This is a genomic window from Catenovulum agarivorans YM01, assembly GCF_000281085.1.
GTDB classification, from domain to species: Bacteria; Pseudomonadota; Gammaproteobacteria; order Enterobacterales; family Alteromonadaceae; genus Catenovulum; species Catenovulum agarivorans.
This window is the reverse complement of sequence record NZ_JH767536.1, coordinates 17,593-33,828: the sequence shown is the minus strand read 5'-3', so window position 1 is coordinate 33,828 and position 16,236 is coordinate 17,593. Positions and strand designations below refer to the sequence as shown.

The 16,236-nt window shown below is 40.9% G+C and carries 17 protein-coding genes; 8 read left to right on the top strand and 9 right to left on the bottom strand.

Translation table 11 applies throughout. The features are described 5' to 3' along the window. Positions 1 to 18 precede the first annotated feature (18 nt). The 3 genes from WSC_RS0117850 to WSC_RS0117840 all read left to right on the top strand — a co-directional run bounded on the left by WSC_RS0117850 (position 19) and on the right by WSC_RS0117840 (position 2,874). Positions 19 to 516: a CvpA family protein gene (locus WSC_RS0117850; RefSeq protein ID WP_026016932.1), complete on the top strand. Its 498-nt coding sequence runs from the start codon at positions 19 to 21 to the stop codon at positions 514 to 516. 12 nt (positions 517 to 528) lie between these two features. Beyond that, entirely contained in the window at positions 529 to 2,043 is a 1,515-nt protein-coding gene (gene purF / locus WSC_RS0117845; RefSeq protein WP_016957316.1) for an amidophosphoribosyltransferase, read from the top strand. A 69-nt stretch (positions 2,044 to 2,112) separates the two neighbouring features. Beyond that, positions 2,113 to 2,874 (top strand): sulfite exporter TauE/SafE family protein, encoded by a 762-nt coding sequence (locus WSC_RS0117840; RefSeq protein WP_016957315.1) that lies wholly within the window; start codon positions 2,113 to 2,115, stop codon positions 2,872 to 2,874. Positions 2,875 to 2,994: 120 nt separating this feature from the next. Here WSC_RS0117840 and WSC_RS0117835 read toward each other — a convergent pair whose 3' ends face one another. Beyond that, complete coding sequence (locus tag WSC_RS0117835; protein ID WP_016957314.1) at positions 2,995 to 3,375, bottom strand: hypothetical protein; 381 nt, start codon at positions 3,373 to 3,375, stop codon at positions 2,995 to 2,997. 149 nt (positions 3,376 to 3,524) lie between these two features. On the opposite strand from WSC_RS0117835, the gene WSC_RS0117830 reads away from it, so the two are divergent. Continuing rightward, positions 3,525 to 4,274: a DUF599 domain-containing protein gene (locus WSC_RS0117830; RefSeq protein WP_016957313.1), complete on the top strand. Its 750-nt coding sequence runs from the start codon at positions 3,525 to 3,527 to the stop codon at positions 4,272 to 4,274. Positions 4,275 to 4,326: 52 nt separating this feature from the next. Here WSC_RS0117830 and WSC_RS0117825 read toward each other — a convergent pair whose 3' ends face one another. The 7 genes from WSC_RS0117825 to purE form a co-directional block, all read right to left on the bottom strand. Beyond that, the gene (locus WSC_RS0117825; protein WP_016957312.1) at positions 4,327 to 5,691 is read right to left on the bottom strand and encodes an NAD-dependent succinate-semialdehyde dehydrogenase; all 1,365 of its coding nucleotides are present in this window, start codon (positions 5,689 to 5,691) and stop codon (positions 4,327 to 4,329) included. A gap of 16 nt (positions 5,692 to 5,707) precedes the next feature. After that, the gene (doeA, locus tag WSC_RS0117820) at positions 5,708 to 6,949 is read right to left on the bottom strand and encodes an ectoine hydrolase (RefSeq protein ID WP_016957311.1); all 1,242 of its coding nucleotides are present in this window, start codon (positions 6,947 to 6,949) and stop codon (positions 5,708 to 5,710) included. A gap of 10 nt (positions 6,950 to 6,959) precedes the next feature. Next, positions 6,960 to 8,204: an aspartate aminotransferase family protein gene (locus WSC_RS0117815; protein ID WP_016957310.1), complete on the bottom strand. Its 1,245-nt coding sequence runs from the start codon at positions 8,202 to 8,204 to the stop codon at positions 6,960 to 6,962. Positions 8,205 to 8,281: 77 nt separating this feature from the next. After that, positions 8,282 to 9,445, bottom strand: a complete 1,164-nt coding sequence (gene doeB2, locus WSC_RS0117810) for a N(2)-acetyl-L-2,4-diaminobutanoate deacetylase DoeB2 (RefSeq protein WP_016957309.1) — start codon at positions 9,443 to 9,445, stop codon at positions 8,282 to 8,284. Between the two features lie 207 nt (positions 9,446 to 9,652). Continuing rightward, complete coding sequence (locus WSC_RS0117805; RefSeq protein ID WP_016957308.1) at positions 9,653 to 10,219, bottom strand: outer membrane beta-barrel protein; 567 nt, start codon at positions 10,217 to 10,219, stop codon at positions 9,653 to 9,655. A gap of 198 nt (positions 10,220 to 10,417) precedes the next feature. Then, the gene (purK, locus tag WSC_RS0117800; RefSeq protein WP_016957307.1) at positions 10,418 to 11,500 is read right to left on the bottom strand and encodes a 5-(carboxyamino)imidazole ribonucleotide synthase; all 1,083 of its coding nucleotides are present in this window, start codon (positions 11,498 to 11,500) and stop codon (positions 10,418 to 10,420) included. 21 nt (positions 11,501 to 11,521) lie between these two features. Next, a complete protein-coding gene (purE, locus tag WSC_RS0117795; RefSeq protein ID WP_016957306.1) occupies positions 11,522 to 12,016 on the bottom strand; it encodes a 5-(carboxyamino)imidazole ribonucleotide mutase in 495 nt (164 codons plus the stop codon). 268 nt (positions 12,017 to 12,284) lie between these two features. Here purE and WSC_RS0117790 point away from each other — a divergent pair, with 268 nt between their 5' ends. The 4 genes from WSC_RS0117790 (at position 12,285) to WSC_RS0117775 (ending at position 15,517) form a co-directional block, all read left to right on the top strand. Next, a complete protein-coding gene (locus WSC_RS0117790) occupies positions 12,285 to 13,532 on the top strand; it encodes a valine--pyruvate transaminase (RefSeq protein ID WP_016957305.1) in 1,248 nt (415 codons plus the stop codon). A gap of 138 nt (positions 13,533 to 13,670) precedes the next feature. After that, positions 13,671 to 14,576, top strand: a complete 906-nt coding sequence (gene rimK / locus WSC_RS0117785; RefSeq protein ID WP_016957304.1) for a 30S ribosomal protein S6--L-glutamate ligase — start codon at positions 13,671 to 13,673, stop codon at positions 14,574 to 14,576. A gap of 3 nt (positions 14,577 to 14,579) precedes the next feature. After that, positions 14,580 to 15,077 (top strand): mechanosensitive ion channel domain-containing protein, encoded by a 498-nt coding sequence (locus tag WSC_RS0117780; RefSeq protein ID WP_016957303.1) that lies wholly within the window; start codon positions 14,580 to 14,582, stop codon positions 15,075 to 15,077. After that, positions 15,074 to 15,517 carry an ATP-dependent zinc protease family protein gene (locus tag WSC_RS0117775; protein WP_016957302.1) on the top strand — a complete coding sequence of 148 codons (444 nt, stop codon included), beginning with the start codon at positions 15,074 to 15,076 and terminating at the stop codon, positions 15,515 to 15,517. The genes WSC_RS0117780 and WSC_RS0117775 overlap by 4 nt, the downstream gene beginning before the upstream one ends. A gap of 9 nt (positions 15,518 to 15,526) precedes the next feature. Here WSC_RS0117775 and WSC_RS0117770 read toward each other — a convergent pair whose 3' ends face one another. Continuing rightward, positions 15,527 to 16,216 (bottom strand): YIP1 family protein, encoded by a 690-nt coding sequence (locus tag WSC_RS0117770; protein ID WP_157447341.1) that lies wholly within the window; start codon positions 16,214 to 16,216, stop codon positions 15,527 to 15,529. Positions 16,217 to 16,236 lie beyond the last annotated feature (20 nt).

Genomic DNA, 16,236 nt, shown 5'->3' with positions numbered 1-16,236 from the left:
TTCCTCATGAATATAGATATGGTTTGGTTTGATTACGCAATACTCGCTGTTATCTCAATTTCCACACTAATTAGTTTAGTTCGTGGATTTGTGAAAGAGGCTTTATCGCTTGTTGTTTGGGCGGGTGCGTTTTTTGTTGCGAGCCAATTTTATTTAGATTTTGCGACCTTTTTAACCAATATTGAAGATGAAATGTTCCGCAACGCGGCGGCTATCGCAATATTGTTTTTAGCAACCATAATTGTTGGTTCTATCGTAAATTACCTAATTTCTCAATTAGTGCAAAAAACCGGTATGTCAGGTACAGATAGAGTACTTGGTCTAGTGTTTGGTGCATTAAGAGGTGTGCTGATTGTTTCAGCTATACTATTCTTTATGGATGCATTCACCCCAGTGGCTAAATCTGACTGGTGGGTGCAATCAGTATTAATTCCAGAATTTAAGATAGTGATAGAGTGGTTCTTTGAATATATTCAAACCACTTCGAGCTTTCTAAAAAATGTTCAACCTGTATAAGAGGTAAAATCCATGTGTGGTGTCGTTGGCATTGTAGCTCATTCCCCAGTTAATCAGGCTTTGTATGATGCGTTAACCGTATTGCAGCATAGAGGTCAAGACGCTGCAGGGATCATGACCATTAATAATGGCGTGTTTAAATTGAGAAAAGCGAACGGCTTGGTTCGTGACGTTTTTGAACAAAAACACATGGAGCGTTTAGCGGGCAATTGGGGCATAGGCCATGTGCGTTACCCAACCGCAGGTTCTTCAACTTCAGCTGAAGCTCAGCCGTTTTATACTAACTCTCCTTATGGTATTGCTTTTGTTCACAACGGCAACTTAACCAACGCGGAAGACTTAAAGAAGAATTTAATTAGTGAAGCACGTCGTCACGTAAACACTTCGTCAGATTCTGAATTGTTAATGAACCAATTTGCGCATGAGTTATGTGAAAGTGGTGGCGACTGGAACTTAAAACCTGCTGATGTTTTTGCAGCTGTTACTGCGCTACATACTAAAGCTCGCGGCGCTTATGCGGTTGTTGCTTCTATTATCGGTTTCGGTATTGTTGCATTCCGTGATGTGTATGGCATTCGCCCACTTGTATTAGGTAAGCGTGAAACTGCACAAGGCACTGAGTACATGGTTGCATCTGAAAGTGTTGCAATTGATGCTGTTGGTTTTGAATTTATGCGTGATGTACAACCGGGTGAAGCTGTTTATCTTACCCAAGACGGCCAGTTGTTCAGCCAACAATGTGCAACTAACTCTGAACTAGTTCCTTGTTTGTTTGAATATGTTTATTTTGCGCGTCCTGATTCAACCTTAGATGATATCTCTGTGTATGCGAGCCGTGTACGCATGGGTAAAAAACTCGGTGAAAAAATTAAACGTGATTGGGCTGAATTAGATATTGATGTAGTTATTCCAATTCCAGAAACCAGCTGTGATATCGCGTTAGAAATTGCTAACACCTTAGATTTACCCTATCGCCAAGGTTTTGTGAAAAACCGTTATATCGGCCGTACTTTTATTATGCCGGGGCAACAACAGCGTCGTCGTTCTGTTCGTCGTAAATTAAACGCGATTTCACAAGAATTCAGCGGTAAAAACGTCTTGTTAGTTGATGACTCAGTTGTACGTGGTACAACCTCTGAACAAATTATCGAAATGGCACGTGAAGCTGGCGCGAAAAAAGTTTATTTTGCATCTGCTGCACCTGAGATTCGTTTCCCGAATGTATATGGTATCGACATGCCAAGCGCAAATGAATTGATTGCCTATGGCCGTGATGTACAAGAGATTTGTGATTTAATTAAAGCTGATGGTTTAATCTTCCAAGACTTACCTGACTTAATTGCAGCTGTGGGTGAGGGTAATCCTAAAGTTGAACGTTTTGAAACTTCGGTATTTGACGGCAACTATGTGACTAACGATGTTAGCCAAGCTTATTTAGATCATTTAGATGAATTGCGTCGTGATTCAGCTAAAGATGCAAGTAGCCAAAACCAAAGCTCTAGTTTGGATATTCATAACTTTAGCTAGTTTTAGCCCGGGTGCTTGAAATTGAAGAGAGGTCAGCAATGCTGGCCTTTTTTGTTACAAGGAATAAAGATGATATTTGATCAGATACTACTATTTTTCGTAAGCCTAGTTGCTAATACTTTATCGTCGCTTGCCGGCGGTGGTGCAGGCTTATTGCAATTACCCGCTATCATCTTTTTAGGTTTACCTTTTTCAGTGGCGCTGGCGACACATAAAGTTGCCTCTGTGGCTTTGGGTGTAGGCGCGTCGATTAAACACTTAAAACATGGTCAGTTTGCGCCTGCATTAGTGCTGATTATGATTGTTGGCGCTTTGCCTGGGGTTATTTTAGGCGCAAACGTTATTGTTAATATTCCACCAGTTGTGTCGTTATGGGCGTTAGGTGGTTTAACCATAGCTTTGGGTTTGTATTCTATTTTTAAACCTGATCTTGGTAAAACTGATGAGCTGAAAAACTTGAATATGCGCGGTTATATTATTGGCTCGGTTGGTTTGTTTATTATCGGTTTTTTAAATGGCTCGTTAACTTCTGGTACTGGGTTGTTTGTGACTATGTGGCTGATCCATTGGTTTGGTATGGGTTATGGGCGTGCTGTTTCTTATACTTTGGTGATGGTGGGTATTTTGTGGAATGGTACTGGTGCTATTACTTTGGGGTTAATTTCGCAAATTCAGTGGGATTGGTTACCGGCGTTGATTTTGGGCTCGTTGCTGGGTGGCTATTTAGGTGCGTATTTGGTAATTGCTAAGGGCAATTGTTTGGTGAAACGCTGCTTTGAGGTGTTAACTATTTTGTCTGGCTTGTCTTTGTGGTTTAAGGCTATTTGGTAGGCAAATATAGTTGACCGTATATGGTATACTGGCAAAGCTAATGATTGCAGACGTTTTGCGCCAAACTTTCACACGGTAAAGATTCCGTGTGAAAGCCTAAGTTAAAGATTAGCTTAAATCTTAATGGCGTGCTGCCTTGATTTTGTTAGTAAAGATATGGTTAACCATATCAATTTCGACACCTTCTTGTACCGATTCAACTAGTTGATCTATGACTTCTATTTTATATGGCCCACCAATTAGCATTTTTTTAATTTGCAATAAATCACGTCGGCAGGCAATGGGCGCGTATTTAAATGCTGTGTCTAATTCAGTTACTTGGCTGAAAGCCTCGGCTTTTTCTAAAACACATTTAGTGTATTTTTCTTTGTGCTGTAAAAATAACGATGAATCGGTTAATTGTTGTGAAGGTGGCAATGTTTTTTCATTCGCCTGAATGCCAGCAGCCAAAAAAGACAAAGTGAACGCGATTAAACCGCTTGTTAAAATATTTACTTTCATGTTGTTCTCCAACACTTACATGAATCATTTATTTGATTCTATCAGAGTTAAATGACAAAAGAGTAAACTTTTGCGGCGTAAGCTTTTTTGCGCGACAATAGTCACAAATTTTGTGGCTTGGTTTTAGATTTTTCTAAGGAGTACGATATATGCTCAGTTGGGCAGAGATTATCGATTTAGGTGTGTTAATCCCATTTTTAGCTTTGTGGATTGGTTACGCAATGTTTGCCCGTAAAGCGGCTAAATGTCGTGAATCCTTATCGAGTGTGTTGATCATTTTACGTATTGATTGGATGCGCCATTTATTAGAGCGGGATAATCGTATATTAGATGCAGCGCTAATGGGCAATATCGAAAAAAACATGAGCTTTTTTGCTTCAACTACGCTGCTTATTATCGCGGGTTCGTTAACCGCATTAACTAATGCTCAGTCTATTCACGAATTAACCAGTTTAATTCCTTGGGTATGGCCACATACCATTACTTTGGTACAAATTAAGGTCATTACCATTATCTGTATCCTGATCTATGCGTTTTTTAAATTTACTTGGGCACTGCGCCAATATGGTTTTGCTTCTGTGATGATAGGTGCGGCACCTAATTCAGACGACGAACGTGCAACACCTGAAATGAAAAAAGTCTTTTCAGTTAACGCTGGCAAATTAATAGATCAAGCAGGGCATAACTTTAACAATGGTATGCGAGCGTATTATTTTGCTTTGTCTGTGGTCGGTTGGTTTATTCATCCTGTGTTGTTTTTGTTATTTGCGGTTATTGTTGTGCGCATTTTGTATCAACGTGAATTTAAATCACGTTCATTAAAAACTTTGGTCGATGGATTATCCATGAGCCAATATTATTTAGATAACGAAGTATTAAAATTTAAGAAAGACGAGTAATAAAAATTAATAATAAAAAGGCTTAAGGTTAAATGACCTTAAGCCTTTTTGGTTAACCTATCCAAACTTGTTTGCAATTAACAAACTGTCGAATGCCATGTGGGCCAAGTTCGCGGCCTATACCTGAATTTTTAATCCCACCACTGGGTAACCGCGGGTCGGTTTTAACTATACCATTTACCGAGACTTGCCCAGCTTGCAGCTGTTCAACAAACTTTTGTTGTTGCCGCAAATCTTTACTCCATATGGCGGCGCCTAAACCATAAACTGTATGGTTGGCCAGTTCCAGCGCGGCGTCCGCATCTTCGGCTTTACACACGCACATTACCGGACCAAACGTTTCTTCATTGAATACTGTCATGGTTGGGGTGACGTCAGTTAATAAAGTGACTGGATAATAGTAACCTGGATTATCTACTGGCAGTTCGCCTCCTAACAAACAGTTTGCACCTTGTTCTAGGCTTTGTGACACTTGGCGATGCAGATTGTGTTGTATATCTTGCCGCGCCAGTGGACCAATTTGGCTATTCTGTTCCAGCGGATTACCAACAACCAGTCTTGCCAGTCTATCTTCAAGTAAAGTGATAAACTGCTCGTATACGGGCGCTTCAACAATAATGCGTTTTGCTGCAATACAGGATTGTCCGGCGTTGATAATGCGTGATAAACATGCAATATCGGCCGCTTTTTCAAGTTCAGCATCTGCTAATATCACACAAGGATCTGAGCCACCTAATTCGAGCACTGACGGGATAATTACTGAACCAGCAACCGATGCGACTTTTGCGCCTGTAGCACTAGAGCCGGTAAAAGAAACCCCTTTTATCCGTCTGTCTTTAATAATGTTGGCAACTTCAGTATTGTCGATAGGTAAATTAACCACAATATTGTCTGGTGCCATTGCACTTTTAAATGCGTTCATAATGGCGTTCGCACAACCTTGCACACTTGGATCGTGTTTCATAATACAGGTATTGCCTGCCATTAACGACGGCGCCAAAAAGCGAAATGCTAACCACACTGGCGCATTCCACGGCAGTATGCCGAGTATGCTACCAAGTGGCTGATAACAGACATAACTTTCCACCGCGTCTGATTCAATCTCTTCGTTGGCTAAATAGCTTTTGGCGTTATCTGCATAGTGCTCGGCGCACCATGCTGCTTTTTCAACTTCGGCTAAACCTTCTTTTAATGGTTTGCCCATTTCTATTGCCATTAAATGGGCAAGGTTTTCTTTGTCGTTACGCAGGGCCGCAGCGACCGCTTTTAACGTTTGTGCTCTTTGTTCAAAACTTGTTAGTTGCCAGCTTTGAAACTGCCGATTGGCGGCGTTTAACGCAGTATATATCTCGGCTTTGTTAAAGGTTGCATAGCTGTTGATATGCTCACCATTGTGCGGATTTGTACTTACTAACATACATTTCTCCTTATATTCATTTATTAGCCGAAGCGGCAGCTTTAAGCTGTTTTACGTTTTTAGCGGGTTCTGCTTCGCTATTTTTCACCGACGTAGATTTTTTAACCGCAAAGTCGAGTGGAAAGTCAAAAAATGATTCACAACCATTTTCGGTAATGGCTATGGTGTCGGATATACCACAAGTTTTGTCACCGTCAACGCCCCACATCCAAGGGATCACATGGAAGGTCATGCCTTCTTTGAGCACAGTCGACTCTCCCTGTTTGAGGCTGATGATATAACCTTCGTCCCAACTGGGTGGAAACGCAATGCCAATTGAATATCCTGAGCGAGTTATTAATCTAGCGCCAACATCGTTGGCTGTGATTATGTTGCGAATTAAATTATCAACATCTGAAACTGTCATGCCGGGTTGGATATACTCGTGCATTGTAGTTAAAGCTAATTTCATGCATTCTTGCGCTTTGTACATGTTGTCGGAGAGTTCACCTAATACCACGGTTCGCATCATTGCAGTGTGGTAACGCCGATAACATCCGCCCACTTCTAAAAATACATGTTCACCACTTTGTACTTTGCGGCCTTCCCAAGTTGCATGGCCTATCATAGTTCTGGGGCCAGAAGTTACATAGGGCATAACAGCAGGAGGTTCTCCACCGGCTTTAAACATAGCGGCGCTGATGGCTGCACCAATTTCATTTTCGGTTACACCAGCTTGGCAGGCTTCAATACCAGCTTGCATGCCAGCTTGAGTCGCTTTAGCAGCTTGGCGCATCACTTCTAGTTCAACTGCTGATTTACACACTCGGCCTTGCTCAACTATGCCAAAACAATCTAATAGCTTGCCATCTGTTAGGGTTGTATGAATAAAGTCTTGTTGGTACGCCGGAAAAAAGTAGCTATTGCGCTCATAGCCGATGCGTTTATCGGCAAGATTAAATTCGCGCAGTGCATCTACTAACATTTGAATTGCATCTCCTGTGTCAGGGTAGGGGCGTGTTACTTCAACCCAAGAGCGGGCAATAACATTTGATTCCTCCATAGCGCGAGTGATCATAAACGGCTCTTGTTCAAGCGGTACAACGACAGCTTGAAAAAAAGAATAACCTGTTGTTTGGTAATCGGTTAGATACATAATATTTTCGGGATCTGTGATCACAACTGCATCTAAGTGGCGCTCTAAAATGCGCGCGCGTAATTCGTTAATTCGACGTTCATATTCACTGAACGGAAATGTCATATCGTCTCGATTTAGCATAATTCTGTCCTTATGAATTTGGTTGTAGGCATTTAACTAAAATATCTAAACCTTGTTGCAAGGTGTCAGCTTCAATGGTTAGAGGCGGTATCACCTTGATGACACTGCCACCACTGCCACAGGCGGAAACAAGTAAACCTTGGGCGAATGCGTTGGCAACAACACGTTTAGCGAATTCACCATCTGCTAAATCTATGCCCCAAATCATGCCTTTACCACGCAGTTGCCAGTTTAAGTGTTGATCACAAATAGGAGAGAGTGCATCTTCAATGGTTTGACTATGCTGGTTAACTTGGCTCATTAATTCATCATCTTTGAAATAATCGAGCGCAACTTTTCCGGCGATAAAACTTAAACCTTGGCCTCTAAATGTGCCTGTATGTTCACCTGGGTTCCAATGTTTGTCGTATTCAGGTTTGACTAAATTCATTGCCAGTGGTGTACCAAAACCACCTATGCCTTTGGCTAAACAGATGATGTCTGGATCTAACCCAAGTTGGTCAAAGCTAAAATAACTGCCTGTTCGACCGCAGCCGACCTGAATTTCGTCGACGATAAAAAGCGCACCAAAGTCTTTCGCGAGTTGTTGGAGTTCTTGTAGCCATAACTTGCTACCTACATTGACACCGCCTTCTGCTTGGATAACTTCAACAATAAAAGCTGCAGGTGGTTTTACCCCGCTAGAGCTGTCTTGATATTGTGCGCGTAACTCGGCTAAATCTGCGCTGGTTACACCATTTTGCGGTGGTGAAAAACTATGGTGATGAACATGGGTTAAAGGCACACCGGCCGCGCCGCGAAAATAGTCGTTAGCAGTACAAGCAAGAGCACCTAAGGTCATGCCATGAAAACCATGACTAAAAGCAACAACCTCGTGTCTGTTGGTTACTCGTCGCGCCAATTTTAACGCGGTTTCAACCGCATTTGTGCCTGTAGGCCCCATAAACTGCAATTTATGCGGCATTTTCCTTGGTTCGAGTATTGTTTTACTGAATGCTTGAATAAAGTCACGTTTTGCCGTGGTGTGCATATCTAGGCTATGAGTGACACCATCTTGATTTAGATAATCTATGATGGCTTGTTTCATTTTGCGGTTGTTGTGGCCAAAATTTAGTACGCCAGCACCAGCAAAAAAATCTATATAGCTTTTGCCATTTTCATCGATTTGAATGGCGTTTTTTGCTGTGTCAAACACTGTATCGTAAACACGGCAATAAGCTCTAATATCAGACTCTCTTTCGGTAAAAATACTCATACAAGTACTCCTTAAGGTTGTGAAGGGACTACAAACAAATGTGTGTAGTGTTTTTTGCTAGCCGACGTTGACTAGGTTCAAGGAATTGCAACACCGGTAAGGCGTGCAAATAGGCGACAAACTAAAGGAATTAATTTGTCATTAAAATCGTAGTTTGGGTTGTGTAATGGTACTGGTGTAAGTTGGTTTTCTTTGCCACCAATTAACGCAAAAGCACCAGGAATGTGCTGTAAATAATAGCTAAAATCTTCAGAAGCCATGACGGGTAAATTAATTTGCGCATGCGCTTTTTCTGCACCAAATTCGCCGATCCAGGTTTGACGTACCTTTTGCGCAGCTTGTGCATGATTTTGCGTCGCTTGATAACGCGGTGAAACTTTTACCTCAGCAGTGGTTTGATAAGCTAGGGCCGTTTGTTGACTAATTTGTTGGATCTGTTCAACCAATTTGCTGCGATAATTTTCGTTGGCAATACGAAAACTACCGGTTAATTCAACTATATTTGGCGTGACAGTCGGCGCGTTTGTATCCGATTGCATACCTGTGACCGACAGCACTAATGGGTTTTGTGGCGTATTTAGTCTGCTGACAATTTGCTGTAAAGCAAGTGTAATTGCGCTAGCTGCTAGAATTGGGTCTTGGCAATTTTCTGGTTGGCTTGCGTGGCCGCCTAGCCCTTGCACTTTTATCGTAAAAGTACCATTGCCGCACATAACCACAGAGTCAGGGCAGGCGATTTGACCTAATTCGAGCGTTGGCCAGTTATGCCAACCGTAGATCACATCAATACCTTTGAGCGCGCCAGCTTCAATCATCTTTTTAGCGCCATGGCCACCTTCTTCGGCAGGTTGAAATATTAAACTGACAGGCTGAGGTAACTCTGCTTCGTTTTGTTTTAGCCATTTGGCGGCAGCCAATAAAGTTGCAGTGTGGCCATCGTGTCCACAGGCATGCATTGTGCCTTGCTGGGTAGATTTCCAATCGCACTGATTGTTTTCTTTGATTGGCAAAGCGTCTATATCTGCGCGTAACGCGATATGAGGTTTGGCTGTTAATTGTGGTGCGAGCCTAGCGATTGTGCCAGTTTCAGTGCATTTTTCCCAAGGGATATTTAATAGATCTAATTGCTGACGTATGTAGTCAGCTGTGTTGAATTCTTGCCATGACAACTCAGGGTGCGCGTGCAGAAATCTGCGAGTTTCAACGGCGTTTTCAAATAAAGTGGTGGTGCAGTTTGTCATAAGACTCCCTAGCTAAAGTTTAGTGCAGCGGTACACCTCGTTGATTAATTAAACTATTTTCTAATCTCAGTGTAGGAGCTGTGATGGCTTGTAGCAAATGGAGTTCTAGAATTATTAGGTATAAGGGTATGCAGGTTAGACCTAGTTGGCCTAACCTAGCGAACCTCAGCTGAGGTTCGCGAATTTCATTCAGCCAAATTATCAGCGTTAAAACTGATAACCTATATGCAAAGTTGCAAAACCAACCAGTGGATCTACGTCATATCCTGCGGCTAACCTATCTTGTTTACCACTTGTGGTTTTTGTATAGCCTAGGCCCATCCAAGGTTGTACATACCATTGTTTGCTGTCAAACAATGGGTAGCGGTAACCAAGACTGAACATTAATAAACCATTAGTGTATTCTGCATAACTATTTTCTGCTGATACAGCGTAATCTTGAGTGGATATTTGTGCACCTACATACCAACCTTCTTGGTTGGTATTAAAGTAATAATCGGCAAATAAACCTACACCTCGTTCTAAATCTACAGTCCAATCTTTGTTGTCATTTTCAGAGTTTAAATCAACCATAAAGCTAGGTAGTTCAAGTGAATAAACACCTAAACCCAATCGCCAATTTGGTGCAGCAGCTGGGCTAAATTTAATATGGAGTGAATCCCCACTTTGTACAAAAGTATAAGGGTCGGTTTCAATTGCGAATTTGTTGTCAGCAACAACATTAGTTGAAATTGCAGCAAACATTGCCGCGCCAATTAAACTGATTTTTTTCATTTGATATCCTTAAGGTCCATTGAGTGTTAACCGGCGGCTATGCTAACGATTTAAATCAATAAAATTAAGTAGTTACCAAATGTTAAGTCAGTTACTTTGAGGTAAGAATTATGATGGAATCTAGCGTAGAAACTGAAAAAAAATTTTAGGGCTAGAAGTGTATCTAGCCCTCAGGTGAGCCTCAGCAGAGTGAACGGCTTATAAAAGCTCGTTTTTCAACCAAGCTATGGTTTTAACATAAGGCTCAGGTAATAACGGCTGCATTTGATCTAGTGCAGTTTCAATGTTCTTTTTACCTGTTTTACTAAAGTTGATATGACCAACTTTTCTGCCTGGGCGTACAGATTTTTGATACCAGAAGAGTTCTGATCCTTCGACTGCTAACCACTGCGCATCTAAGTCACAACCAATTAGGTTGATCATAAAGTTAGTATTGCGCACGCTTGGCTCAATCATAGGTAAACCTGTCACACAGCGTACATGGCTTTCGAATTGGCTGATATTACAACCTGCTTGCGTCCAATGGCCGCTGTTATGTACACGTGGGGCAATCTCGTTAATGAGGATGTCGTCACCAACACGGAAACACTCCATCGCCATTACACCTACATACTCAACCGCTTCCATTAAAGTGGTCAGCATTTTTTCAGCTACAGCTTGGTATTTATCTAAACGCGCGAGTGGCGCAACTGTTGCGGTTAAAATACCATCTTGATGCAGGTTTAACGCCAGCGGATAAAAATAACATTGGCCGTTTTTATCCCGCATACCCACCAAGGAAACTTCTTCATCAAAGTTTATCGCTTGTTCTGCAATTGCATTGTTGTGCCAGTCTGCAGGTATAGTTGAACTTTCAGCTTGTTTTAACCAATGTTGGCCGCGACCGTCATAACCACCTGTGCGGCGTTTTAACAATACGCGCTCACCTAGTTTGTTATGTAAGTCTGCTTCTGTGGTATTTGCTTCAACCAATTGCCAAGGTGCTGTTGCTAGACCTAACGAATCTAATAAAGATTTTTGTTTAAAACGGTCGGCAATAGTGGCAAAAAAGTTTTGGTTGGCGAAATTTTTGTGTGCAGCCAAAACGTTGGTCACTGGCGTTTCTGGCCATTGTTCACGCTCAGCGGTTACCACATCATTTTCACCTAATACAGGTGCTGTATCTGCATCAATATCAACAGGTATTACTTTTACACCTAATGGATAAGCTGCATGTTGCAACATGTTACCAAGTTGGCCTGCACCAAGTACCCAAACAGTTTGATCAAAATAAGCTGTCATTTTATTAACTCTTACAAATGGTTAAAGTTCTTCGCGAGGATCAGGGTTGGCTAGGACAGTTTCCGTTTGTTCATTTCTGAATGCTTCAATGCGTAAAGCCAATTCTTGATTTGTGGTCGCTAAAATTTGTGCGGCAAATAAACCTGCGTTGTATGCACCTGCTTCACCAATGGCTAAAGTACCAACTGCAACACCTTTTGGCATTTGCACTATTGAATATAAGCTGTCGACACCACTTAACGCGCGGCTTTGCACTGGAACACCTAATACAGGTAAACGGGTTTTAGAGGCAACCATACCAGGTAAATGAGCAGCGCCGCCTGCACCTGCAATAATAACTTCAAAGCCATTTTCTACAGCGCTTGCTGAAAAGCTCATTAATTTATCTGGTGTTCTGTGAGCAGATACAACTTCAACAACGTAAGGCACTTGCAGTGAGTCTAATACATCGGCCGCATTTTTCATGGTTGGCCAGTCACTCTTAGAACCCATGATAATGGCTACTTTTGCTTTCACTAAAAACTCCTAATAACCTATTTAGGTTATGTTTAAACCGTTTTATTTCATCTAATTAGCGATGAATCAAATTATCGTTCAATACAATAAATAAAATCACCGCAGTAATTGCAGTGACATAAAATAAATATTAACTTGGGAGCCGTTTGCACTTTGCAACCGCGAGGGTGCGCGGCAAGTTGATTGGCAAGCGACTATAATAACACGTGTTAGCCCCAACAAGCTAATAAAACCCGTTTATGATTTTACAAAAACCTTTCGAGGCAAGATGAAACTTTCAGATTTAGGTAAACAACTCACGCAAGATTCAGCCATAGTGAGTTTGATGGAAGATTTGGGTGATGCACTTAATGTAAACCCTAACTTACTCTTTTTAGGTGGTGGCAACCCAGCTAAAGTTGATGCTTTTGAGCAACTGATGGCTGAACATTTGGCGGATATTAGCCAAAATCCTGATGAGTTGCATAAATTACTCGGTATTTATCAATCCCCGCGCGGCTCGGAAAAACTCATTGATGCTTTAGTCGAATATTTTCAAACTGAAATGGGTTGGCCTGTCAGTGCGGATAACATTGCATTGTCGAATGGCAGCCAATCAGCATTTTTTATTTTGATTAATATGTTGGCAGGGCAAGCGGGTGATAGCAAAAAACACTTTTTGTTTCCGTTAGTGCCTGAATATTTAGGTTATAGCGACCAAGCTTTGGCAAATGATTATTTTAAAGCCTGCAAGCCGCTGATTGAAAAGCAAGGTGATGATTTATTTAAATACCATATAGATTTTGCTAACTTACATATTAGTGATGAAACCGCAGCTTTATGTGTGTCGCGTCCAACTAATCCAACTGGCAATGTGGTCAGTGATGATGAACTAGAACAACTAACGCGTTTGGCAAAAAATCACAATATCCCACTCATTATCGATTGTGCTTATGGTGCACCTTTTCCAAATATCGTTTATCAAGATGTGACCTGTCAGTGGGATGAACACAGGCTATATGTGTTTAGTTTATCTAAGTTAGGATTGCCAGCCTGTCGCACTGGGATAGTTGTAGGCCATCCCGAACTGATTAGTCAGTTTGTTAAAGTAAATACCATAATGAGCTTAGCCAATGGCAATTTAGGCCCTGAGTTGATGTCACGTTTGTTAGCGAACAAACAATTAAACCAAGTATGTAGCCAGCATATTTTGCCGTTTTATCAGCATAAACGTAATCATATGCTTAGTTGTATTCGTCAAAATTTAACTAAAAACACATATCGAATTCATCAACCAGAAGGGGCGTTCTTTTTGTGGTTATGGTTTGAAAATTTGCCAATTAGCTCAACCGAACTTTATCAGTTGTTAAAAGAAAAAGGCGTGTTGGTGATGGATGGTGAGCCATTCTTTTTTGCGGTTAAAGATGATTGGCCACATAAACATCAGTGTATTCGTTTGTCGTATTGTCAAAGTGATGAGGTGATTGAACAGGCGATTGAAATTTTAGCGACTACACTTGAAGGATTAACTAAATAGCTTAGATTTATAACTAAGTGAGTTCACAATAAATAATTTTTGCAAAACACTTGTTTCTTAAAAATTTAATGTAATGATAGCGCGCCTTTTCGGGGCAGCCTATAAACTGTTAACTAACTCTAATTCAAGGATATAAACATGCGCATTGCTATTTTATCTCGTAACCCAAAATTGTATTCGACTCGCAGATTAAAAGAAGCTGGTGAGGCGCGAGGGCATGAGGTTGATATAATCGATACATTGCATTGTTATATGGATATTACCAGCTCTAACCCAATGGTTAGATACAAAGGTGAGGCTTTACCTGAATATGATGCGGTTATTCCACGTATAGGTGCATCTGTTACATTTTATGGCACTGCAGTTGTTCGTCAGTTTGAAATGATGGGCACTTTTTCTATTAATGAATCAGTCGCTATCAGCCGCTCGCGTGATAAATTAAGAAGTTTACAATTATTGTCGCGTAAAGGTATTGGTTTGCCAAAAACCGGTTTTGCTCATCATCCTGACAATGTTAGTGATTTAATTGCCGGTGTGGGCGGCGCACCTGTGGTGATTAAACTGTTAGAAGGCACCCAAGGTATAGGTGTGGTTTTAGCTGATACCACCAAAGCCGCCGAGAGCATTATTGAAGCTTTTATGGGTTTAAAAGCTAACATATTAGTTCAAGAATTTATTAAAGAAGCTGGCGGCGCAGATATTCGCTGTTTTGTTGTTGGTGATAAAGTGGTTGCAGCAATGAAACGTCAAGGTGCGGAAGGTGAGTTTAGATCTAACCTACACAGAGGTGGCAGTGCTGAACTAGTGCGCTTAAGTAAAGAAGAGCGTGCAACAGCTGTAAATGCGGCAAAAGCTATGGGTCTTAACATGTGTGGGGTTGATATTTTACGTGCAAACCGCGGCCCTGTGGTGATGGAAGTAAATTCATCTCCTGGTTTAGAGGGTATAGAAACTGCAACCAACAAAGATGTTGCAGGTATGATAGTTGAGTTTCTCGAAAAAAATGCTAAGAAAAATGCTACTCGCACCCGAGGTAAAGGATAAACAATGAATTTAATCGGACTATTGTTCGCGCTAGCAGTTATTGCTGGTTATTGGTTGGTTAAACAAGCAGTTGGTCGAGTTGTCGACAAAATAGGCCAAGAAAAAAAGATTGACGAAAAGCGTGTCTATTATGTGCGCACAGTGCTGAACTTAGCCATGATAGTGGTCACTTTTATCTTAGTCAGCTTGTCGTTAGGCATAGATTATAGCCATTTAACTATTTTCTTTTCGTCAGCCTTTGCTGTTATTGGTGTGGCGTTTTTTGCACAGTGGTCGATCCTCAGCAATGTCACGGCTAGCATTATTGTGTACTTTTTCTTCCCGTATAAAGTTGGCGATAAAGTGAAAATTGTTGATGGCGACAATAGTATTGAAGGCAAGATTAAAGAAATTACTTTATTTCACGTAATTTTAGTTGGTGAAGGCAATCAATTGTCGACCTATCCTAATAGCATGGTCTTTCAAAAAGCTGTGATTATTCAGCCGGAGGGGAATGTATGATCCGCGATAAATTATTAATTGGCGCGTTAGAAAACGTCAATTTGCCAGAGCTTGGCATCACTGATTTAAAAATTAGAGTCGACACGGGCGCACAAACTTCTTCATTGCACGTAGATAATATCCGCTCAATTAAAAAGAACGGTAAACCTTGGGTTAAATTTGATATTCATCCTAATTTGTACAATGTAGATGAAGTAGTAACTGCTGAAGCTAAATTAAAAGATGTACGTTGGATCAAAAGCTCGAATGGTACACGTCAGCAAAGGTATGTAATTGAAACTTTGTTCCAAATTGGTAACAGAGAGTGGCCGATTCAAATTACTTTAACCGACCGTTCAGATATGACCTATTTAATGTTGTTTGGCCGTGAAGGTATGGCTGATAATGTATTGGTTGACCCGTCAGAAACCTTTATCTGCTCAGGTGAGAACCCAGAATAATTGGGTCGCTTAACCAAATACCAAGCTAAAAACCAGCATAAAAATAAACGGAATTATGCAAATATTTGCAATTGTGCTGGTTTTTAATTGAGTTCGCACTGACAAACCATAAAACAACAGCACAATAGACCAAATACTAAATAAATCAAAACTAGCGGCAAAATTATAAAATTTGTCTGTCGGTGATAACGCGAGTATTTGGTTGAGTGAAGTAACTTGCAAATCCATTAATGGTGTTTGGCTAGTGTCAGCGACAAGAATAACTAAGCTTGATAAGGCGAGTTGTAAAACCGCAGGGATTTGCACCCACCAATAAAAGCCAAACCAATCTTTAAAACCATCGGTATTTTGTTCATCTAATTTAGTAATTACGTTCAAATACACACTGGTAATCAATCCATAAAAAACCAGCATTAACACGCTACCAATAGATGCAGATAAACGTATTGTTTCTTCTGTGAGCTGTTGGCTAAGTTGTTCTTTTTCTGCAGGTGTTGCTTGACCTAACGATGTATTAACTGTGTAGTCAACTAACCAAGCCATATCGACATTATTAAAATATAAAGCATAAAACAGCTGCATGCTTAACATGATTAAGATAAAAGCAGGCCAGCTCGATATGTTTTTTTCGGCAATTTCAGTAAAGGCATGTTTAGGTCTAGTGACCATATCTTGAAATAAACTTAGCTGCAGTTTCATGTTGAATTTATTTGTTTTTT